Raw genomic sequence first — 22,768 nt, forward strand, 5'->3', positions numbered from 1 at the left:
GGAAAACTCCGTTAAACCGTGGCCGGTTGTGATTGAGGGGTGTCGAACTGGCCGGCCATCCAGCCGCCGACGTCGCTGAGGCGGGTTTGCGCCGTGTCCTGCAACACCGACAGGCGCCCGCCGCACAGCGCGCCGAGGCGGTCGCTGATCTGGAACAGTTCGTCGAGGTCTTCGGAGATCACCAGAATCGCCGCCCCGGCATCGCGCAGGGCAATCAGCGCCCGATGAATGGTGGCCGCCGCGCCGACATCCACGCCCCAGGTCGGGTGCGCGGCGATCAGCAGTTTCGGTTGCTGGAGGATTTCCCGGCCGAGGATGAATTTCTGCAGGTTGCCGCCGGACAGGCTGCGGGCGGCGGTCTGGGTGTCCGGGGTTTTCACGCCGAAGCGCTGGATGATCGTTTGGGCGAGGGCTTCGACCTTGCCGCGCTCGATCAAGCCATGGCTGACCAGGCCTTGTTGAAAGGCAGTGAGCAGGGCGTTGTCCGCCAGGCTCATGTCCGGCACCGCGCCATGCCCGAGGCGTTCGGCGGGGACGAACGCCAGGCCGAGTTTGCGTCGGGCATCCGGGCGCTGATCGGCGACGGCGAGTTCTCGGAAGCGGATGGTTTGCGCTGCATCGCGGGGCAGTGTTTGCTCGCCGCTGAGCAATGCCAGAAGCTCGTCCTGCCCGTTGCCCGCCACGCCGGCGATGCCGACGATTTCACCGCTGCGCACCTGCAGATTGATGTCGCTCAGGGAGCAACCGAACGGATCCGGGTTGTGCCAGTTCAAACCGCTGACCTGCAAAAACGCCGCGCCACCGGTGACCTTCGTGAACTCGCCGATCAAGGTCGCGGCGTCGCCCACCATCAATTGCGCCAGTTGCCGGTCGGTGCAGTCGGCCGGCACGCAATGCCCGGCCACCCGGCCGCCGCGCAACACCGTGGCGCTGTGACACAAGGCGCGCACCTCACCAAGTTTGTGGCTGATGAACAGAATGCTGCAGCCCTCGGCCGCGAGCCGGCGCAGGGTGATGAACAACTCGTCGGCTTCCTGCGGCGTGAGCACCGAGGTCGGCTCATCGAGAATCAGCAGGCGAATGTCCTGCATCAGGCAACGCACGATCTCGACCCGTTGCCGCTCGCCGATCGACAGGCTGTGGACAAGTCGCTGGGGTTCCAGCGCCATGCCATATCGGCGCGACACTTCACGGATTTTCGCCTCAAGCTGTTTCGGCGAACCGGACGCTGCACCCATCGCCAATGCAATGTTCTGCGCCACGCTCATGGTCTCGAACAGCGAGAAATGCTGGAACACCATGCCGATGCCCAACTGCCGCGCCTGGGCCGGGCTGCGCATGATCACCGGTTGACCCTGCCACAGCATCTCACCCGAATCGGCCTGGGTGACGCCGTAGATGATCTTCATCAACGTGCTTTTGCCTGCACCGTTTTCACCGAGCAGCGCGTGGATTTCACCGGGGGCGATGCTCAGGTCGATGGCGTCATTGGCAAGGCATCCGGGATAACGTTTGCTGATATGGCGCAGTTGCAGCCGCGGTGTGGACGTGGGGTTTGGCATGACAGGCTCGGGTTGCTTGGAGTTGTGCCTGTGGATAAAGCAATTTCCTGGCCATTGAGTCAGGAACGCAGGTGGCTGCTGTTTGCCAGCCTGTGGCGCAGAGCCTGTGAATCGAATTCGGTTGCCTGCACGGCACCACTTGAGGGCAAAGCCTTTGATCAGGCTCCAGTTTTGCCCGCAACTGGCTGATCAAAAAACGAGCAACCCCGCCGAAGCCATGCAGAACCTGCGACTGCGCCAGCCATGAACGGCTTATCCACAGGTTGCTCCACAGTATTTGTGCGCAAGACAAAATCCCGGGCATAAGCACTGCCGGGCTTTCTTCTAAAGGCGATAAACAACGCTAAGCAATTGTTTTTACGTGAAATTGTTCATTGCGATGGGCGATTGGACGAAAAGTGAGCAAATCCCGCAAAGCCACGTGACAGAAGGGTTACAGCCTCCTGTGCTCAGGTTATCCACAGCCGGGTGCACAGCGGATGTGGGCAAGTTGCGGGTTTAAGCACATCGGCTTGTGCCCTAAAACATGGCGGGCTTCAACGCTGTAGCAGGATTCGCCCACGGCTCAGATCGGCCAACTGAGTTTGCAACAACTCAATGTGCGCTTCGCCCACGGCCAGTTGCAACTCGACACCATTGGCGGTGAAGTTTTCCTCGACCACCAATCCGCCCAGATCCGCGACCCGCAGCTTTACCAGCGCCAGTTCGCCAAAGGCGCAGGCGCAATGCACGGGCACGCGGCTGATCAACTCGATCTTCGGCGCGGCTTGCAGGCACTTGTTGGCGCCGCCGCCATAGGCCCGGGCCAGGCCGCCGGTGCCCAGCTGAATGCCGCCGTACCAGCGGATCACCAGCACCGCGACCTGATCGCAGTCCTGCGCTTCGATGGCCGCGAGAATCGGCCGCCCGGCAGTGCCGCCGGGTTCGCCGTCGTCGTTGCTGCGGTACTGGTCGCCGAGTTTCCACGCCCAGCAATTATGCGAAGCGTTCAAGTCGCTGTGCTGCTCGATGAAGGCTTGCGCCTCCGCGGGGCTGCCGATCGGCGCGGCGAAGGTGATGAAGCGGCTTTTGCGAATCTCTTCGCGGAATTCGCAAAAGCCGCTGAGGGTGAATGGCATAAAACGACTTATATAGAAGAAGTGAGGCCGCAGCCTTTGAGGATGATGCGGATCAGGTTGTTGCCGGCGTCTTCCATATCCTGTTTGGTCAACTTGCTGCGACCGGTCACCCGGCAGATCTGGGTGGCGAAGTCGGCGTAATGCTGAGTGCTACCCCACAACAGGAAGATCAGGTGCACCGGGTCGACCGGGTCCATCTTGCCCGCGTCGATCCAGGCCTGGAACACGCCGGCGCGGCCCTGGAACCAGGCGCGGTAATCCTGATTGAAATATTCGGTCAGGCATTCGCCGCCGCTGATCACTTCCATCGCGAAGATCCGCGACGCTTGCGGCTGGCGACGGGAGAATTCCATTTTCGCGCGGATGTAGCGGGTCAGCGCTTCGGCCGGATCGTCTTCGGCCGTCAGGGTGTTGAAGGTGCTGTCCCACAATTGAAGGATGTTGCTCAGCACCGCCACGTACAACCCTAGCTTGTTGGTGAAGTAGTAATGCAGGTTCGCCTTGGGCAGCCCGGCCTTGGTGGCGATGGTGTTCATGCTCGTGCCTTTGTACCCGTGACGGGCGAACTCGTCTTCGGCGGCTTTGATGATGGTCTCTTCGTTCTTCTGACGAATGCGGCTAGCGGGTTTGCCGCCGTGGGCTGGGACTTCAAAGGTCATAGGCACTTCCGGGTTTGTCTGTGGGGTGCAACCAGTTGCGTTGATAGCGCAACCACCGGCGCGGGACAAGCCCCGGGCGAATAAAACCCCGGTCGTCAGCGGGTGGCGGCGAGGCTTTCGAGAAAGCTTTCCAGTACCAGATGAGGGCGGCGACCCTTGCGGGTGACCGAGGCCAGGCTCAAATCATAGAAGCGGGTACTGGCCTTGAGCGCGCGCAAGCGACCTTGTTGAACCCAGAGACTGGCATAGTGATCCGGCAAATAGCCGATGTAACGCCCGGTCAGAATCAGGAACGCCATGCCTTCACGGTCGGATGCGCTGGCGGTGCAATTGAGCGCCTGATAGTGCGCCTGGATCTCCGCCGGCAAACGGAAGGTCGGGGCGATGGCGTCCTGACTGTTCAAGCGTTCGTCATCCAGTTGTTTGTCATCGACGTAAAACAGCGGATGGCCGACCGCGCAGTAGAGCAACGAGCGCTCGCTGTACAACGGCTGGTATTCCAGTCCCGACAACGCACTGGCCTGCGGCACCACGCCGACATGCAGGCGTCCGTCGAGCACGCCTTGTTCGACTTCGTTGGGGGCGATCATGCGGATCTGGATCTGCACGTCCGGCCCGCGTTCCTTCAACTGCGCGAGAGCGTGGGTGATGCGCATGTGGGGCAGGGTGACGAGGTTGTCGGTCAGGCCGATGATCAATTCGCCGCGCAAGTGCTGGTGCAGGCCGTTGACCTCGGTGCGAAAACTCTCCAGTGCACTCAACAGCTGCAGCGCCGACTGGTAAACCTCACGACCCTCTTCGGTCAGGGAGAAACCGGCGCGCCCGCGTTGGCAAAGGCGCAGGCCGAGGCGTTGTTCCAGATCGCTCATCTGTTGGCTGATCGCCGAGCGACCGATGCCGAGTACGGTTTCCGCCGCCGAGAAGCCACCGCACTCCACCACGCTGCGAAAAATCCGCAGCAGGCGAATGTCAAAGTCACTGACCTGGGCCAGTGGATCGGGGCGGCGGCTGCTCATGCTGGTGTTCTCATTGTTTAGCAGAGTTCTAACTGAAGGTTAGAAGAGTTGAATTTCACCGACTTTATCCCCGTGGCAATTTAGCTGCAACAACGCTTTCTATCGCTCTGAAGCTTATTGCCCTGCGAGGTTTTGCCCGATGAACATGCCTGAAAACGCGCCGTCGCCACTGGCCAGCCAACTGAAGCTGGACGCGCACTGGATGCCGTACACCGCCAACCGCAACTTCCAGCGCGACCCGCGTCTGATCGTCGGTGCCGAAGGCAGCTGGCTGATCGACGACAAGGGCCGCAAGGTGTACGACTCGCTGTCCGGTCTGTGGACCTGCGGTGCCGGGCATACCCGCAAGGAAATCCAGGAAGCGGTGGCCAGGCAGTTGGGCACCCTCGATTACTCGCCGGGCTTCCAGTACGGCCATCCGCTGTCGTTCCAGCTGGCGGAGAAAATCACCGATCTGACCCCGGGTAACCTGAACCACGTGTTCTTCACTGACTCCGGTTCCGAATGCGCCGATACCGCGGTGAAAATGGTCCGCGCCTACTGGCGCCTGAAAGGCCAGTCGACCAAGACCAAGATGATCGGCCGCGCCCGTGGCTATCACGGTGTGAACATCGCCGGCACCAGCCTTGGCGGCGTCAACGGCAACCGCAAGCTGTTCGGTCAGGCGATGATGGATGTCGATCACCTGCCGCACACTTTGCTGGCGAGCAATGCTTTCTCCCGTGGCATGCCGGAGCAGGGTGGTATCGCCCTGGCCGATGAGCTGCTGAAACTGATCGAGCTGCACGATGCTTCGAACATCGCAGCGGTGTTCGTTGAGCCGATGGCCGGCTCCGCTGGCGTGCTGGTTCCGCCACAGGGCTACCTCAAGCGTCTGCGTGAAATCTGCGATCAGCACAACATCCTGCTGGTGTTCGACGAAGTGATCACCGGCTTCGGCCGTACCGGCACCATGTTCGGCGCCACCACTTTCGGCGTGACCCCGGACCTGATGTGCATCGCCAAGCAAGTTACCAACGGCGCGATCCCGATGGGCGCGGTGATTGCCAGCTCCGAGATCTACCAGACCTTCATGAACCAGCCGACCCCGGAATACGCTGTGGAATTCCCGCACGGCTACACCTACTCGGCGCACCCGGTGGCTTGCGCCGCAGGTCTTGCGGCACTCGACCTGCTGCAAAAGGAAAATCTGGTGCAGAGCGTGGCCGAAGTCGCGCCGCATTTCGAAAATGCCCTGCATGGTCTGAAAGGCGCGAAGAACGTCATCGACATTCGAAACTTCGGTCTGGCCGGTGCGATCCAGATCGCGGGCCGTGACGGCGACGCCATCGTGCGTCCGTTCGAAGCCGGCATGGCGTTGTGGAAAGCCGGGTTCTACGTGCGCTTCGGTGGCGACACCCTGCAGTTCGGCCCAACCTTCAACAGCAAGCCGCAAGACCTTGATCGTCTGTTCGACGCGGTCGGCGAAGTGCTGAACAAGCTCGACTGATTTTTCCTTCTATATAGATACGCCAATGGCAGGCGCCCCTTGCGGGCGTCTGCGCACAAGAATTCAGGAGTTCCCCGATGAGCGTTATCCCGCATTTGATCAATGGCGAACTGGTGACCGAGAACGGTCGCGCGGTCGATGTGTTCAACCCGTCTACCGGTCAGGCTATCCACAAGCTGCCGCTGGCCAGCCGCGAAACCATCCAGCACGCCATCGATGCCGCCAAGGCTGCATTCCCGGCTTGGCGCAACACGCCACCGGCCAAACGTGCCCAGGTGATGTTCCGTTTCAAGCAATTGCTGGAGCAGAACGAAGCGCGCATCGCGCAGTTGATCAGCGAAGAACACGGCAAGACCCTGGAAGATGCTGCCGGTGAACTGAAGCGCGGTATCGAGAACGTCGAGTTCGCCTGCGCAGCGCCGGAAATCCTCAAGGGCGAGTACAGCCGCAACGTCGGCCCGAACATCGATGCGTGGTCGGACTTCCAGCCGCTGGGCGTGGTGGCCGGCATTACGCCGTTCAACTTCCCGGCGATGGTGCCGCTGTGGATGTATCCGCTGGCGATCGTCTGCGGTAACTGCTTCATCCTCAAGCCGTCCGAGCGTGATCCAAGCTCGACCCTGCTGATCGCGCAACTGTTGCTGGAAGCCGGCCTGCCAAAAGGCGTGCTGAGCGTAGTGCACGGTGACAAGACTGCGGTGGACGCGCTGATCGAAGCGCCGGAAGTCAAAGCGCTGAGCTTCGTGGGTTCGACCCCGATTGCCGAATACATCTATGCCGAAGGCACCAAGCGCGGCAAACGCGTTCAGGCACTGGGCGGCGCGAAGAACCACGCGGTACTGATGCCGGATGCGGATCTGGACAATGCCGTCAGCGCACTGATGGGTGCGGCTTACGGTTCCTGCGGCGAACGCTGCATGGCGATCTCGGTGGCCGTGTGTGTGGGTGACCAGGTTGCCGACGCACTGGTGGCCAAACTGGTTCCTCAGATCAAGGCGCTGAAAATCGGTGCCGGCACTTCTTGTGGTCTGGACATGGGGCCGCTGGTCACCGGTCAGGCGCGCGACAAGGTCAGCGGTTATGTCGAAGACGGCGTTGCGGCGGGTGCGACCCTGGTGGTCGACGGTCGTGGTCTGAGCGTTGCCGGTCATGAAGAAGGTTTCTTCCTGGGTGGCTGCCTGTTCGACAACGTCACGCCTGAGATGCGCATCTATAAAGAAGAGATCTTCGGGCCGGTGCTGTGCGTCGTCCGGGTGAACAGCCTGGAAGAGGCGATGCAACTGATCAACGATCACGAATACGGCAACGGCACCTGCATCTTCACTCGTGACGGTGAAGCGGCACGTCTGTTCTGCGACGAGATCGAAGTCGGCATGGTCGGCGTCAATGTTCCACTGCCGGTGCCGGTGGCTTACCACAGCTTCGGCGGCTGGAAGCGCTCGCTGTTCGGCGACCTGCATGCTTACGGTCCGGATGGTGTGCGCTTCTATACCCGTCGCAAGGCGATCACTCAGCGCTGGCCGCAGCGCGCGAGCCATGAGGCGTCGCAGTTCGCATTCCCTAGCTTGTAAGTAGTAGGGCAGTGCAAAGAAGGCCGACCTTTTAAGGTCGGCCTTCGCGTTTCAGGGCTTTTTTGACCGATATGACAGATTTATGAAAATAAGGGTTGACGGCGAATTCCAGAGGTCTATAATTCGCCCCACTTCCGGCGCAGTCGAAACGGAAAACTCCTTGAGATTCAATGAGTTAAGTAAGTTTCGATAGTGGGTCGCTTCAGTTCATCGAAGTCTGGAAGGAGTTGGAAATACCGGTTTTCTGGTGCTTTCAACGGTTCGATCTTCTCGGTCGAAAGCGGAGAAAAAGAGGTGTTGACAGCAGCGTGTAACGCTGTAGAATTCGCCTCCCGCTAACGAGAGATCGGAAGCGCAAGTGGTTGAAGTTGTTGAAGAAATCTTCGAAAACTTCTGAAAATAATCACTTGACAGCAAATGAGGCTGCTGTAGAATGCGCGCCTCGGTTGAGACGAAAGATCTTAACCAACCGCTCTTTAACAACTGAATCAAGCAATTCGTGTGGGTGCTTGTGGAGTCAGACTGATAGTCAACAAGATTATCAGCATCACAAGTTACTCCGCGAGAAATCAAAGATGTAACCAACGATTGCTGAGCCAAGTTTAGGGTTTCTTAAAAACCCAAAGATGTTTGAACTGAAGAGTTTGATCATGGCTCAGATTGAACGCTGGCGGCAGGCCTAACACATGCAAGTCGAGCGGATGAAGGGAGCTTGCTCCTGAATTCAGCGGCGGACGGGTGAGTAATGCCTAGGAATCTGCCTGGTAGTGGGGGACAACGTTTCGAAAGGAACGCTAATACCGCATACGTCCTACGGGAGAAAGCAGGGGACCTTCGGGCCTTGCGCTATCAGATGAGCCTAGGTCGGATTAGCTAGTTGGTGAGGTAATGGCTCACCAAGGCGACGATCCGTAACTGGTCTGAGAGGATGATCAGTCACACTGGAACTGAGACACGGTCCAGACTCCTACGGGAGGCAGCAGTGGGGAATATTGGACAATGGGCGAAAGCCTGATCCAGCCATGCCGCGTGTGTGAAGAAGGTCTTCGGATTGTAAAGCACTTTAAGTTGGGAGGAAGGGTTGTAGATTAATACTCTGCAATTTTGACGTTACCGACAGAATAAGCACCGGCTAACTCTGTGCCAGCAGCCGCGGTAATACAGAGGGTGCAAGCGTTAATCGGAATTACTGGGCGTAAAGCGCGCGTAGGTGGTTCGTTAAGTTGGATGTGAAATCCCCGGGCTCAACCTGGGAACTGCATCCAAAACTGGCGAGCTAGAGTATGGTAGAGGGTGGTGGAATTTCCTGTGTAGCGGTGAAATGCGTAGATATAGGAAGGAACACCAGTGGCGAAGGCGACCACCTGGACTGATACTGACACTGAGGTGCGAAAGCGTGGGGAGCAAACAGGATTAGATACCCTGGTAGTCCACGCCGTAAACGATGTCAACTAGCCGTTGGGAGCCTTGAGCTCTTAGTGGCGCAGCTAACGCATTAAGTTGACCGCCTGGGGAGTACGGCCGCAAGGTTAAAACTCAAATGAATTGACGGGGGCCCGCACAAGCGGTGGAGCATGTGGTTTAATTCGAAGCAACGCGAAGAACCTTACCAGGCCTTGACATCCAATGAACTTTCCAGAGATGGATTGGTGCCTTCGGGAACATTGAGACAGGTGCTGCATGGCTGTCGTCAGCTCGTGTCGTGAGATGTTGGGTTAAGTCCCGTAACGAGCGCAACCCTTGTCCTTAGTTACCAGCACGTTATGGTGGGCACTCTAAGGAGACTGCCGGTGACAAACCGGAGGAAGGTGGGGATGACGTCAAGTCATCATGGCCCTTACGGCCTGGGCTACACACGTGCTACAATGGTCGGTACAAAGGGTTGCCAAGCCGCGAGGTGGAGCTAATCCCATAAAACCGATCGTAGTCCGGATCGCAGTCTGCAACTCGACTGCGTGAAGTCGGAATCGCTAGTAATCGCGAATCAGAATGTCGCGGTGAATACGTTCCCGGGCCTTGTACACACCGCCCGTCACACCATGGGAGTGGGTTGCACCAGAAGTAGCTAGTCTAACCTTCGGGAGGACGGTTACCACGGTGTGATTCATGACTGGGGTGAAGTCGTAACAAGGTAGCCGTAGGGGAACCTGCGGCTGGATCACCTCCTTAATCGACGACATCAGCTGCTCCATAAGTTCCCACACGAATTGCTTGATTCATTGAAGAAGACGATAGAAGCAGCTTTAAGCTCCAAGCTGATAGCTCACAGCTAGCAGTTACAAGCTCGAAATTGGGTCTGTAGCTCAGTTGGTTAGAGCGCACCCCTGATAAGGGTGAGGTCGGCAGTTCGAATCTGCCCAGACCCACCAATTTTGTTATGGGGCCATAGCTCAGCTGGGAGAGCGCCTGCCTTGCACGCAGGAGGTCAGCGGTTCGATCCCGCTTGGCTCCACCATAAACTGCTTCGAAAGTTTGAGAGTTTAGAAATGAATATTCGAGTTGAATATTGATTTCTAGTCTTTTGATTAGATCGTTCTTTAAAAATTTGGGTATGTGATAGAAAGATAGACTGATGGCCACTTTCACTGGTGGTGATCAGGCTAAGGTAAAATTTGTGAGTTCTCTTAGTTGAGAAATTCGAATTTTCGGCGAATGTCGTCTTCACAGTATAACCAGATTGCTTGGGGTTATATGGTCAAGTGAAGAAGCGCATACGGTGGATGCCTTGGCAGTCAGAGGCGATGAAAGACGTGGTAGCCTGCGAAAAGCTTCGGGGAGTCGGCAAACAGACTTTGATCCGGAGATGTCTGAATGGGGGAACCCAGCCATCACAAGATGGTTATCTTGCACTGAATACATAGGTGCAAGAGGCGAACCAGGGGAACTGAAACATCTAAGTACCCTGAGGAAAAGAAATCAACCGAGATTCCCTTAGTAGTGGCGAGCGAACGGGGACTAGCCCTTAAGTGGCTTTGAGATTAGCGGAACGCTCTGGAAAGTGCGGCCATAGTGGGTGATAGCCCTGTACGCGAAAGTCTCTTAGTCATGAAATCGAGTAGGACGGAGCACGAGAAACTTTGTCTGAATATGGGGGGACCATCCTCCAAGGCTAAATACTACTGACTGACCGATAGTGAACTAGTACCGTGAGGGAAAGGCGAAAAGAACCCCGGAGAGGGGAGTGAAATAGATCCTGAAACCGTATGCGTACAAGCAGTGGGAGCAGACTTTGTTCTGTGACTGCGTACCTTTTGTATAATGGGTCAGCGACTTATTTTCAGTGGCGAGCTTAACCGAATAGGGGAGGCGTAGCGAAAGCGAGTCTTAATAGGGCGTCTAGTCGCTGGGAATAGACCCGAAACCGGGCGATCTATCCATGGGCAGGTTGAAGGTTAGGTAACACTGACTGGAGGACCGAACCGACTACCGTTGAAAAGTTAGCGGATGACCTGTGGATCGGAGTGAAAGGCTAATCAAGCTCGGAGATAGCTGGTTCTCCTCGAAAGCTATTTAGGTAGCGCCTCATGTATCACTGTAGGGGGTAGAGCACTGTTTCGGCTAGGGGGTCATCCCGACTTACCAAACCGATGCAAACTCCGAATACCTACAAGTGCCGAGCATGGGAGACACACGGCGGGTGCTAACGTCCGTCGTGAAAAGGGAAACAACCCAGACCGTCAGCTAAGGTCCCAAAGTTATGGTTAAGTGGGAAACGATGTGGGAAGGCTTAGACAGCTAGGAGGTTGGCTTAGAAGCAGCCACCCTTTAAAGAAAGCGTAATAGCTCACTAGTCGAGTCGGCCTGCGCGGAAGATGTAACGGGGCTCAAACCATACACCGAAGCTACGGGTATCACGCAAGTGATGCGGTAGAGGAGCGTTCTGTAAGCCTGTGAAGGTGAGTTGAGAAGCTTGCTGGAGGTATCAGAAGTGCGAATGCTGACATGAGTAACGACAATGGGTGTGAAAAACACCCACGCCGAAAGACCAAGGTTTCCTGCGCAACGTTAATCGACGCAGGGTTAGTCGGTCCCTAAGGCGAGGCTGAAAAGCGTAGTCGATGGAAAACAGGTTAATATTCCTGTACTTCTGGTTATTGCGATGGAGGGACGGAGAAGGCTAGGCCAGCTTGGCGTTGGTTGTCCAAGTTTAAGGTGGTAGGCTGAAATCTTAGGTAAATCCGGGGTTTCAAGGCCGAGAGCTGATGACGAGTTGCCTTTAGGCGACGAAGTGGTTGATGCCATGCTTCCAAGAAAAGCTTCTAAGCTTCAGATAACCAGGAACCGTACCCCAAACCGACACAGGTGGTTGGGTAGAGAATACCAAGGCGCTTGAGAGAACTCGGGTGAAGGAACTAGGCAAAATGGCACCGTAACTTCGGGAGAAGGTGCGCCGGTGAGGGTGAAGCACTTGCTGCGTAAGCCCACGCCGGTCGAAGATACCAGGCCGCTGCGACTGTTTATTAAAAACACAGCACTCTGCAAACACGAAAGTGGACGTATAGGGTGTGACGCCTGCCCGGTGCCGGAAGGTTAATTGATGGGGTTAGCTAACGCGAAGCTCTTGATCGAAGCCCCGGTAAACGGCGGCCGTAACTATAACGGTCCTAAGGTAGCGAAATTCCTTGTCGGGTAAGTTCCGACCTGCACGAATGGCGTAACGATGGCGGCGCTGTCTCCACCCGAGACTCAGTGAAATTGAAATCGCTGTGAAGATGCAGTGTATCCGCGGCTAGACGGAAAGACCCCGTGAACCTTTACTATAGCTTTGCACTGGACTTTGAATTTGCTTGTGTAGGATAGGTGGGAGGCTTTGAAGCGTGGACGCCAGTTCGCGTGGAGCCATCCTTGAAATACCACCCTGGCAACTTTGAGGTTCTAACTCAGGTCCGTTATCCGGATCGAGGACAGTGTATGGTGGGTAGTTTGACTGGGGCGGTCTCCTCCTAAAGAGTAACGGAGGAGTACGAAGGTGCGCTCAGACCGGTCGGAAATCGGTCGTAGAGTATAAAGGCAAAAGCGCGCTTGACTGCGAGACAGACACGTCGAGCAGGTACGAAAGTAGGTCTTAGTGATCCGGTGGTTCTGTATGGAAGGGCCATCGCTCAACGGATAAAAGGTACTCCGGGGATAACAGGCTGATACCGCCCAAGAGTTCATATCGACGGCGGTGTTTGGCACCTCGATGTCGGCTCATCACATCCTGGGGCTGAAGCCGGTCCCAAGGGTATGGCTGTTCGCCATTTAAAGTGGTACGCGAGCTGGGTTTAGAACGTCGTGAGACAGTTCGGTCCCTATCTGCCGTGGACGTTTGAGATTTGAGAGGGGCTGCTCCTAGTACGAGAGGACCGGAGTGGACGAACCTCTGGTGTTCCGGTTGTCACGCCAGTGGCATTGCCGGGTAGCTATGTTCGGGAAAGATAACCGCTGAAAGCATCTAAGCGGGAAACTTGCCTCAAGATGAGATCTCACTGGAACCTTGAGTTCCCTGAAGGGCCGTCGAAGACTACGACGTTGATAGGTTGGGTGTGTAAGCGCTGTGAGGCGTTGAGCTAACCAATACTAATTGCCCGTGAGGCTTGACCATATAACACCCAAGCAATCTGTAGACTCGAAAGAGACCAGATTGCGGTGTGTGAAGACGCAATGAACCGAAAGTTCGACGCTCACAAAACACCGACAGCTGTCACATACCCAATTTGCTGAAGCGAGGCCATCCGGTCACGAGTCAGTACCCGAATTTCTTGACGACCATAGAGCGTTGGAACCACCTGATCCCATCCCGAACTCAGAAGTGAAACGATGCATCGCCGATGGTAGTGTGGGGTTTCCCCATGTGAGAGTAGGTCATCGTCAAGATCAAATTCCGAAACCCCAATTGCGAAAGCAGTTGGGGTTTTGTTTTGCCTGCAGGAAAGTTCGTACAGCATTGTCGGACGCCTTGCGGCTGTCCTCGCCGGCCGACAATGCTAAGGTTCAGCCCTAGCTTTTGTACTTTTCCAAGGAAGCCTTCATGCCGGACACCCAGTCCCTCAACGCTGCATTCATGGTCGTTCAGAGCAATAGCCTGGATGAACTACGCAGCCTTGTGATCAGCATCATGCGGCGTTATCCACTGGCTCCCTTGGAGAACGAAATTGCACTCGTACAGAGCAACGGCATCGCTCAATGGCTCAAGCTGGCACTGGCTGAGGATCCTGAAGCAGACGACTTGGGCGGCTGTGGTATCGCCGCCGCAATTGATGTGCAACTGCCGGGCAGTTTCATGTGGCAGCTTTACCGGATGGTGTTGGGCCGAGAGGAAATTCCGGCAAAGTCGCTGCTCGACAAGGCACCGTTGACATGGCGTCTGATGCGCCTGTTGCCACAGGTTATCAACCTTCCGCATTTCGAACCGCTGCAACGCTTCCTCACCCATGACACCGATCTGCGCAAGCGTTACCAGTTGTCCGAACGCTTGGCTGACCTCTTTGACCAATATCAGGTTTACCGCGCTGATTGGCTTGAGGATTGGGCAGAGGGGCATCATCAGCTACGCAATGTGAGGGGTGAAGCGAAGCCGCTTCCTCCGACCAGTTGCTGGCAGGCAGAGTTGTGGCGCGCCCTGCTGGACGACGTGGGCGAGCAAGGCATGGCCCAAAGTCGGGCAGGCGTGCACCAGCGATTCATGGAACGCATCAACAGTCTTGAAAGCGCACCGAGCGGACTTCCCCAGCGAGTAATCGTTTTTGGAATTTCCTCGTTGCCCGCACAAGTACTGGAAGCGTTGGCCGGGCTTTCCCGTTTCAGCCAGGTTTTGTTGTGCGTCCATAACCCCTGTCGTTATCACTGGGCCGATATCGTTGCCGACAAGGATCTACTACGTCATCAGTACAAGCGACAAGCCCGCAAAAACGGCATGCCTGTGGTGCTGGACTCGGAATCACTCCACCAACATGCTCACCCGCTCCTCGCTGCGTGGGGCAAGCAAGGTCGTGATTACATCAACCTTCTCGACAGCTACGACGAGCCGGACAGCTATCGCGCAGCATTTCGTAACGGGCGTATCGATCTGTTCAGCGAAACCCAGCCGGAGAACATGCTCAATCAGTTACAGGACGATATTCTGGAACTGCGGCCACTCAGCGAGACTCGAGCGCGCTGGCCGGCAGTCGATCTGACTCAAGACGATTCGATCCGCTTTCATATTGCCCATAGCGCCCAGCGCGAAGTGGAGATTCTTCACGACCAGCTCTTGGCCCGTTTCAGTGCCAACCCTCAATTACGCCCTCGCGATGTGATCGTGATGGTGCCTGACATCGATAGTTATGCGCCGCATATCCGCGCCGTCTTTGGTCAGCTGGATCGTCAGGATCCACGCTTCATTCCTTTCACCATGGCCGATCAGGGGCAGCGCGGACGGGATCCATTACTGATCGCTGTCGAGCATCTGCTCAAGCTGCCGGACAGTCGTTTCCCCGTCAGTGAAATTCTCGACCTGCTCGACGTTCCTGCGTTACGCGCCAGGTTTGGTGTGCAGGAGCGAGACTTGCCGACCCTGCATCGCTGGATCGAGGGGGCCGGGGTGCGTTGGGGCATCGATGCCGGGCAACGTGTCGAGCTGGGATTGCCCGACGAGCTGGAGCAAAACAGTTGGCGCTTTGGCTTGCGCCGGATGCTGCTCGGTTATGCCGTCGGCAGTTCCGGCGCCTGTGGGGATATCGAGCCGTACGACGAAATCGGTGGTCTCGATGCCGCGCTGATCGGCCCGTTGGTAGCATTGCTGGATGCACTGGAACTCTCGCATCAGCAACTGATGAAGCCCGCGCAGCCACAGGAATGGGGGTATCGGCTTCAGGCGTTGATGCAGCTTTTTTTCAAACCCGAAGACGAGCATGACGACTACCTGCTGGCTCAACTCGAGGAGTTGCGCGAAACCTGGCTGGAAACCTGCGAAGCCGTCGATCTGCTGGACGAGCTGCCACTGACCGTCGTCCGTGAGGCCTGGCTGGCAGGGCTGGATCAGGGGCGTCTGTCGCAGCGCTTTCTGGCCGGAGCCGTTAACTTTTGCACGCTGATGCCGATGCGCGCGATTCCGTTCAGACTGGTTTGTCTGTTGGGCATGAACGATGGCGATTATCCACGCGCTCAACCACCGTTGGACTTCGATCTCATGGGAAGCGACTACCGGCCGGGAGATCGTTCCCGTCGTGAGGATGATCGTTATCTTCTGCTAGAGGCACTCTTGTCCGCTCGTCATCAGCTCTACATCAGTTGGGTCGGTCGCAGCATTCGCGATAACAGTGAGCGGCCAGCCTCTGTGTTGATCGGCCAGTTACGCGATCATCTCGCCAATGGGTGGCGATCGGCCGACGACAACGAGGACCTCCTGATTGCCATGACTCAGGAGCATCCGTTGCAGCCATTCAGTTCGCGCTACTTCCATGAGGAAGACAAGCTTTTCAGCTACGCCAGCGAATGGCAGGTGCTGCATCAACCTCACGAACAGAACGACGTCGCCACAATGCTTGCCCCCCATGTCCAGGAAGAACCGTTGAGTCTGGAACTGCTGCAGGACTTCCTGCGCAGTCCGGTCCGACACTTTTTCACTCAGCGACTCAAGGTTTACTTCGAAGCGGCGCAGGTACCTCAGGCTGACGAGGAACCCTTTGTACTGGATGCGTTGCAGCGATACATGCTCAGCGACAGCTTGCTCGGGGCAGCCTTGAGACACCCGGACAATGTTGATCAGGCGCTCGAGTCTCAAGCCCGACGCCTGCAGAACAGCGGACTGCTGCCCATGGCCGGGTTCGGTGAATGCCTTCAACGAGAGCTGATCGAGCCTTTGCCAGACTTGTTGCAACGATATCAACAGCTGTTGGCGTTATGGCCAACACCGCTAACCAACGCGCTACCGATCAATTTTGAATGGCAGGAACTGCGCCTTGAAGGATGGCTGGGCGGTTTGCACAGGCGCGCCGATGGCGGCGTACTGTCGGTCACGACAATCCCCAACAGCATAGGCTCGATCAAGAGCCGCAAATGGCATCGCCTGACCAAGCCCTGGGTCAGCCACCTTGTCGCCTGTGCCAGTGGACTCTCCCTCACGACCGCACTGGTGGCCAGTGATGACACGCTCCTTCTTGAACCTCTGGAACAGACTCGAGCGCGGCGAATTCTCGAGGATCTGCTGCTCGCCTGGCAGACGGGAATGCGCCAGCCACTTCCTGTCGCGGTAAAAACGGCTTTTGCATGGCTGGCCCAGACCGATCCGGTCAAGGCTGAAGCGGCTGCCCGTAAGACCTATGAGGGTGATGGTCAGAACAACGAAGGCGAGCGTCGCGAAAGCCCGGCTCTTGCCCGACAGTTCCCCGACTACGATGCACTGCAGGCGGATGAAACCTTCTCCGGTTGGTGTGATGCGCTTTATCGCCCGTTGCTCGAGGCACCTTGGCGCTCATGGGCCCACGAGGAGGCAGGCGCATGAGTAACCAGCCACCACTCGCCCTGGCATTCCCGTTAAAGGGCAGCCAACTGATCGAAGCCAGCGCGGGCACTGGCAAGACATTTACCATTTCAGCGTTGTATCTGCGGTTGATCCTCGGTCACGGAGGCGAGGTAAACGGTTTCGGTCGTGAGCTGTTGCCCCCGCAGATTCTAGTGGTGACCTTTACCGACGCGGCGACCAAAGAGCTGCGCGAGCGCATACGCACACGTCTGGCCGAGGCCGCCCGTTTCTTTCGTGACGAGACGCCTGCCCCTGATGCGCTGATCGATGAACTGCGTGAAGAGTTCGATCCGCAACAATGGCCCGGTTGCGCCAACCGCCTGGACATCGCTGCGCAATGGATGGACGAAGCCGCGGTTTCGACTATCCACAGTTGGTGTCAGCGAATGCTGCGCGAGCATGCGTTCGACAGCGGCAGTCTGTTTACCCAGACCCTGGAAACCGATCACAGCGACCTGCTCGGCGAAGTGTTGCGCGATTATTGGCGGCTGTTCTGCTACCCGATGCAGGGCGACGCCTTGAGCTGGGTCCGCAGTCACTGGGGAGGGCCGGCGGCCCTGTTGCCGCGTGTACGGGGGCTGTTTGGCACCGAGCGCGAAGGGAACTCAGACCAGACGCCATCCGAACTGATCGAAGAATGCCTGCAGGAACGCCGTGCGGCATTGGTGGAGTTGAAGGGACCATGGCGGCAGTGGGCCGATGAGTTGCTCGCCATCTGCCATCAGGGCGTCGCCAACAAAACCGTGGACGGGCGCAAGATGCAGGCCCGCTATTTCGAACCCTGGTTTGAAAAGCTCAAGGCCTGGGCTGAGGACGAGACGCTCGAACAATTGGATATCGGCACCGGGTTCGCCCGGCTCACACCGGAGGGCATGGCTGAAGCCTGGAAAGGCGAGCCGCCGAGTCACCCGGGCCTGGATGCCATGCCTGTGCTCAAGTCTAGTCTCGACAATTTGCCGACGCCCGATGCGGCCGTGCTGCAGCATGCTGCCAAATGGGTTGGTGCTCGCTTTGAAGATGAGAAGCGCCGTCGAGCCGAAATGGGTTTCGACGACATGCTGCTGCGTCTGGATGCGGCCTTGCAGTCCGACGGCGGGGAGCGTCTCGCCACGCTCATTCGCGAGCAGTTCCCCGTAGCTTTGATCGATGAATTCCAGGACACGGATCCGGTGCAGTACCGGATCTTCGAAAGCATCTATCGCATTGAAGAGGATAACCCCGAGACCGGGTTGTTTCTGATCGGGGATCCGAAGCAGGCGATCTATGCCTTCCGGGGCGCGGATATCTACACCTATCTGCGAGCCCGGCAGGCCACGTTCGGGCGTCTGCATACCCTGGGCACCAACTTCCGTTCCAGTCACGGGATGGTCCGTGCGGTCAACCATGTGTTCGAGCGTGCCGAGGCCCGTGAGCAAGGGCGCGGGGCGTTTCTGTTCCGAGAGAAAAACGGCGATAACCCGGTGCCGTTCCAGCCTGTGGAGGCGCAGGGACGCAAAGAACATTTGCAGGTAGCCGGGCTGGACGTACCGGCGCTGAACATCTGGCATCTATCTACCGACAAGCCACTGTCCGGGGCAGTTTATCGCCAGCAGTTGGCGGCAGCCTGCGCCAGTGAGATCACAGCCCTGCTCAATGGCGGGCAGACCGGTCGCGTCGGGTTTGCGCAGGAGGGCAAGGATTGGCGTGGACTGCGGCCAGCGGACATTGCGATCCTGGTGCGCGACGGTAAAGAGGCGCAGGCGATACGCGGTGAACTCGCAACGCGGGGAGTCCGCAGCGTTTATCTTTCAGACAAGGACTCGGTCTTTGCCGCTCAGGAAGCCCATGATCTGCTGTCGTGGCTCAAGGCGTGCGCCGAGCCGGATGTCGAGCGTTCCCTGAAAGCGGCTTTGGCGTGCATCACGCTGAATCTGCCATTGGCTGAGCTGGAGCGTCTGAATCAGGACGAACTGGTCTGGGAAACCCGGGTCATGCAGTTCCGTGGTTACCGTGAGCTATGGCGCAAGCAAGGGGTGCTGCCGATGTTGCGGCGCCTGCTGCACGACTTTCAACTGCCGCAGATGCTCATTGCCCGCAGTGATGGTGAGCGGGTGCTGACCAACCTGTTGCACCTGTCGGAGTTGTTGCAACAGGCCGCGTCGGAACTCGATGGTGAGCAGGCACTGATCCGCCATCTGGCCGAGCATCTGTCGCTGTCTGGGCAGGCAGGTGAAGAGCAGATCCTGCGTCTTGAAAGCGACGAACAACTGGTCAAGGTCGTGACCATTCACAAATCCAAGGGGCTCGAGTACCCGTTGGTGTTCCTGCCTTTCATCTGCTCGGCTAAACCGGTAGATGGCAGTCGATTGCCGCTGCACTACCACGATGAATCCGGCAAGGCTCGCATCAGCCTGAAGCCCGACGCGGAACTGATCGCTGTGGCGGACACCGAACGCCTGGCAGAGGATCTGCGTTTGCTCTACGTCGCGCTGACCCGCGCACAACACGCTTGCTGGCTTGGGGTGACGGATCTCAAGCGCGGCAACCACAGTAGCTCGGTGCTGCATCTTTCTGCGCTGGGCTATCTGTTGGGCGGCGGCGTAACGTTGAATGAATCCAGCGGATTGGCCCGCTGGCTGGACGATCTGCAACAGGATTGTTCGGCGCTGAGCGTTGTTGAAATGCCACAAGCCACCAGCGAGGTTTACCAGCCTCCGCGTAACGAAGCTACGCTGCGTGCCACCCTTTTACCGAGCCGCAGGGCCAGCGAGAACTGGTGGATCGCTTCGTACAGTGCCTTGCGCATCAGTGACGTGCTGAGCGCTGGCAACGACGAAGCCCCCGACAGTCCGCAAGCGCAAAAGCTGTTCGACGACGAACGCCTCGATCCTGAAGCACCGCGCGAGATCATCGCCGGCGGAGCTGATATTCACCGTTTCCCTCGTGGACCGAATCCGGGAACGTTTCTTCACGGTTTGCTCGAGTGGGCGGGTGAGGAGGGCTTCGCGGTCACCCGCGAGTCGCTCGACGATGCGATCGCCCGGCGTTGCAATCGACGGGGCTGGGAGGGCTGGATCACCACCCTCGGCGACTGGTTGCAACACTTGCTCAAACTGCCACTGCCTGCGGGCCTCGACCAACCGCCAGTGGTGCTTGAGCAATTGAAGCAATATCGGGTCGAGATGGAGTTCTGGTTCGCCAGCCACAAGGTCGACGTGCTCAAGCTCGACGAACAGGTGCGTCAATTCACTCACAACGGTGTGGCCCGGGTCGGCGCCGAAGCGGTGCAACTCAACGGTATGTTCAAAGGCTTTATCGACCTGACGTTCGAGCACGAGGGCCGGTACTACGTGGCCGATTACAAATCCAACTGGCTGGGCGTCGATGACGCCGCGTACACCGAACGGGCCATGGAGCAGTCAATTCTCGACAACCGTTACGACCTGCAATACGTGCTGTACCTGTTAGCACTGCATCGTCAGCTCAAGGCGCGGCTCGCCGATTACGACTACGACCGGCATATCGGCGGCGCGTTGTATCTGTTTCTGCGTGGAACTCGGGCGCCTGGTGGTGGCGTTTACTTCGCACGCCCACCACGGGAGCTGATCGAGCGTCTGGACATCATGTTCCAGGGTAAACCGCAACCCAGGGCCGAGCCCGCGTGGGTGCAGGGAGAATTGCTATGAATCGGACGTTCGCCGACCTGCTGCCCACGCCGCTGACCGCCGACAGCCTCGCGCAGCTGACACCTCTCACCTGTGCCGATGATCTGCTGCTATTGCTCACCCGCTGGGTCGAGCGCGGATGGCTGCGGGCACTGGACAAGGCATTCGTGGCTTTTCTTCATGAATTGGCACCCGATGTCGATCCGCTGGTGTTGCTCGCCGCCGCATTGACCAGTCACCAGCTCGGCCATGGACATGTGTGCCTGGATCTGTTTGAAACCCTCAAGGCGCCGGATTTTGCACTTTCCCTGCCGCCGGAGGGGGATGCGCAACCCGGCGTGTTGCTGCTGCCATCGCAACTGCTCGAAACCCTCGACGGAGCGAACTGGTGCAAGGTGCTGGCCGGCAGTTCGCTGGTGGCACTGGCCGCCGACGAAGGTGCGTCGGCGCAGGAGCGCCCGCTGGTGTTGTCCGGCAAGCGTTTGTACTTGCGACGCTATTGGGCCTACGAGCGGCGTATCGACAGCGCATTGCGCCAGCGGCTCGCGGAGCAGGAAGCGACACCGTCCGATCTTGCACGGCGGCTGGACGAGCTGTTCGATCCAGCGCAGCGCGCGGATGTCATCGACTGGCAGAAACTGGCCTGCGCCCTGGCCACCCGAAGTGCCTTCAGCATCATCACGGGCGGCCCGGGCACTGGCAAAACGACAACGGTGGTACGTCTGCTGGCGTTGCTCCAGGCACCTGCGGTCGAGGCGCATCAACCACTGCGCATTCGACTCGCGGCGCCTACCGGTAAAGCGGCGGCGCGGCTGACCGAGTCCATCAGTCAGCAGGTGCAGTCGCTGAAGGTCGCTGAAGGCATCCGGGAAAAAATTCCGACCGAGGTGACCACGGTGCATCGCCTGCTCGGCAGCCGACCTGGCACGCGGCATTTTCGCCACCATGCCGGTAACCGCCTGCCACTGGATGTATTGGTGGTCGATGAAGCATCCATGATCGACCTGGAAATGATGGCCAATCTGCTCGATGCCTTGCCGCCTCATGCTCGACTGGTGTTGCTGGGCGATAAGGATCAACTGGCCTCGGTGGAGGCTGGCGCGGTGCTGGGCGATTTGTGCCGTGATGCCGAAGCGGGTTGGTACAGTCCGCAGACTCGCCAGTGGCTGGAAGCGGTGAGCGGCGAATCCCTGCAAGACAGCGGTTTGCAAGAAGGCAGTGACAGCTCGCACCCGCTGGCCCAGCAAGTGGTGATGTTGCGTCACTCACGGCGTTTCGGCGAGGGCAGCGGCATCGGTCAACTGGCGCGACGGGTGAATCAGCAACTCTCGGACGAGGCTCGCCAGTTGCTGGATGCCAAAACCCATGGCGATGTGTTTTCGTTGCCACTTCAGAACGAGCACGACCGGAAACTTGAGCACCTGGTGCTCGATGGACACGGCGAAGGCCCCCACGGTTATCGACACTATCTGAGCATTTTGCGCGATCGACGTCCGGTGAGCGGAACGCCGCTCGAGAACCCGGGTTGGGTCGATTGGGCGCGTGACGTCCTGCGGGCCTTCGATACCTTCCAGTTGTTGTGCGCAGTGCGCAAAGGACCGTGGGGTGTTGAGGGGCTTAATCAGCGCATCACCGATGCATTGCTCAAGGCGCGGCTGATCGAGAGCGACCAGCAATGGTACGAAGGCCGGCCGGTGTTGATGACTCGAAACGACTATGGCCTCGGGTTGATGAACGGTGACATCGGTATCGCCCTGAAACTGCCCGAGCGCGATGGCCCGGATGCCGGTAAGTCGGTGTTGCGCGTGGCGTTCCCGCGTAACGACGGGCGCGGTGGGGTGCGTTTCGTGTTGCCGAGCCGGCTCAATGATGTCGAGACCGTGTACGCCATGACCGTGCACAAGTCACAGGGTTCGGAGTTTGCCCATACCGCGCTGATCCTGCCGGACGCCCTGAACCCCGTGTTGACCAAGGAACTGATCTACACCGGAATTACCCGGGCCAAGGACTGGTTCACCTTGATCGAGCCTCGGATCGGCGTGTTTGAAGAAGCGGTGCAACGCAAGGTGAAGCGCTTGAGCGGACTGATGCTGGAACTGGAAGAAGGGGCGCCGCATAAAGGATGAAGGTGCCTTCGATTGCCGCCGGTAATTGACCGACCGGTCAGAGGTCGCTGTATCGCTGGTGTTCCAACGCTGTGCTATCGTTGCGGCATCATTTCGTAA

The 22,768-nt window shown here is 58.2% G+C and carries 9 protein-coding genes, 2 tRNA genes and 3 rRNA genes; 10 read left to right on the forward strand and 4 right to left on the reverse strand.

Features of this window, described 5'->3' with window-relative positions; genetic code table 11:
* Window positions 1-11 precede the first annotated feature (11 nt).
* The 4 genes from ACEN93_RS20375 to ACEN93_RS20390 all read right to left on the reverse strand — a co-directional run bounded on the left by ACEN93_RS20375 (window position 12) and on the right by ACEN93_RS20390 (window position 4,355).
* Window positions 12-1,562, reverse strand: a complete 1,551-nt coding sequence (locus ACEN93_RS20375; protein WP_495610439.1) for an ABC transporter ATP-binding protein — start codon at window positions 1,560-1,562, stop codon at window positions 12-14.
* A 536-nt stretch (window positions 1,563-2,098) separates the two neighbouring features.
* The gene (locus ACEN93_RS20380) at window positions 2,099-2,680 is read right to left on the reverse strand and encodes an IMPACT family protein (RefSeq protein WP_134333950.1); all 582 of its coding nucleotides are present in this window, start codon (window positions 2,678-2,680) and stop codon (window positions 2,099-2,101) included.
* 8 nt (window positions 2,681-2,688) lie between these two features.
* Entirely contained in the window at window positions 2,689-3,339 is a 651-nt protein-coding gene (locus tag ACEN93_RS20385; RefSeq protein WP_011332324.1) for a TetR/AcrR family transcriptional regulator, read from the reverse strand.
* A 95-nt stretch (window positions 3,340-3,434) separates the two neighbouring features.
* On the reverse strand, window positions 3,435-4,355 hold the full coding sequence (locus ACEN93_RS20390; protein ID WP_007958517.1) for a LysR family transcriptional regulator: 921 nt from the start codon (window positions 4,353-4,355) through the stop codon (window positions 3,435-3,437).
* A 139-nt stretch (window positions 4,356-4,494) separates the two neighbouring features.
* On the opposite strand from ACEN93_RS20390, the gene aptA reads away from it, so the two are divergent.
* From aptA to recD, 10 genes are all read left to right on the forward strand, one after another.
* On the forward strand, window positions 4,495-5,844 hold the full coding sequence (gene aptA, locus ACEN93_RS20395; protein WP_039773205.1) for an omega-aminotransferase AptA: 1,350 nt from the start codon (window positions 4,495-4,497) through the stop codon (window positions 5,842-5,844).
* 77 nt (window positions 5,845-5,921) lie between these two features.
* Window positions 5,922-7,415 carry a CoA-acylating methylmalonate-semialdehyde dehydrogenase gene (locus ACEN93_RS20400; RefSeq protein ID WP_011332326.1) on the forward strand — a complete coding sequence of 498 codons (1,494 nt, stop codon included), beginning with the start codon at window positions 5,922-5,924 and terminating at the stop codon, window positions 7,413-7,415.
* A gap of 632 nt (window positions 7,416-8,047) precedes the next feature.
* Window positions 8,048-9,584 (forward strand): 16S ribosomal RNA (locus ACEN93_RS20405).
* Between the two features lie 123 nt (window positions 9,585-9,707).
* Window positions 9,708-9,784: transfer RNA gene (locus ACEN93_RS20410), tRNA-Ile, on the forward strand.
* A gap of 10 nt (window positions 9,785-9,794) precedes the next feature.
* Window positions 9,795-9,870 (forward strand) — tRNA-Ala (locus tag ACEN93_RS20415).
* A 238-nt stretch (window positions 9,871-10,108) separates the two neighbouring features.
* Window positions 10,109-12,999 (forward strand): 23S ribosomal RNA (locus tag ACEN93_RS20420).
* Between the two features lie 156 nt (window positions 13,000-13,155).
* A 5S ribosomal RNA gene (gene rrf / locus ACEN93_RS20425) occupies window positions 13,156-13,271 on the forward strand.
* Together the 16S, 23S and 5S rRNA genes with 2 tRNA genes alongside form the textbook arrangement of a ribosomal RNA operon.
* Window positions 13,272-13,425: 154 nt before the next feature.
* On the forward strand, window positions 13,426-16,878 hold the full coding sequence (gene recC / locus ACEN93_RS20430; RefSeq protein ID WP_210710971.1) for an exodeoxyribonuclease V subunit gamma: 3,453 nt from the start codon (window positions 13,426-13,428) through the stop codon (window positions 16,876-16,878).
* Window positions 16,875-20,564, forward strand: a complete 3,690-nt coding sequence (recB, locus tag ACEN93_RS20435) for an exodeoxyribonuclease V subunit beta (protein WP_495610440.1) — start codon at window positions 16,875-16,877, stop codon at window positions 20,562-20,564. Before recC ends, recB begins: the two co-directional genes overlap by 4 nt.
* Window positions 20,561-22,669 carry an exodeoxyribonuclease V subunit alpha gene (gene recD, locus ACEN93_RS20440; RefSeq protein ID WP_495610441.1) on the forward strand — a complete coding sequence of 703 codons (2,109 nt, stop codon included), beginning with the start codon at window positions 20,561-20,563 and terminating at the stop codon, window positions 22,667-22,669. The genes recB and recD overlap by 4 nt, the downstream gene beginning before the upstream one ends.
* Window positions 22,670-22,768: the final 99 nt, after the last annotated feature.

It is taken from the genome of Pseudomonas sp. Pseusp21 (assembly GCF_059492145.1).

Coding starts and splice junctions, on each gene's coding strand:
- recB (WP_495610440.1), top strand. CDS start 16,875: ATGAGTAACCAGCCACCACTCGCCCTGGCATTCCCGTTAAAGGGCAGC.
- recC (WP_210710971.1), top strand. CDS start 13,426: ATGCCGGACACCCAGTCCCTCAACGCTGCATTCATGGTCGTTCAGAGC.
- recD (WP_495610441.1), top strand. CDS start 20,561: ATGAATCGGACGTTCGCCGACCTGCTGCCCACGCCGCTGACCGCCGAC.
- ACEN93_RS20380 (WP_134333950.1), bottom strand. CDS start 2,680: ATGCCATTCACCCTCAGCGGCTTTTGCGAATTCCGCGAAGAGATTCGC.
- ACEN93_RS20390 (WP_007958517.1), bottom strand. CDS start 4,355: ATGAGCAGCCGCCGCCCCGATCCACTGGCCCAGGTCAGTGACTTTGAC.
- aptA (WP_039773205.1), top strand. CDS start 4,495: ATGAACATGCCTGAAAACGCGCCGTCGCCACTGGCCAGCCAACTGAAG.
- ACEN93_RS20400 (WP_011332326.1), top strand. CDS start 5,922: ATGAGCGTTATCCCGCATTTGATCAATGGCGAACTGGTGACCGAGAAC.
- ACEN93_RS20385 (WP_011332324.1), bottom strand. CDS start 3,339: ATGACCTTTGAAGTCCCAGCCCACGGCGGCAAACCCGCTAGCCGCATT.
- ACEN93_RS20375 (WP_495610439.1), bottom strand. CDS start 1,562: ATGCCAAACCCCACGTCCACACCGCGGCTGCAACTGCGCCATATCAGC.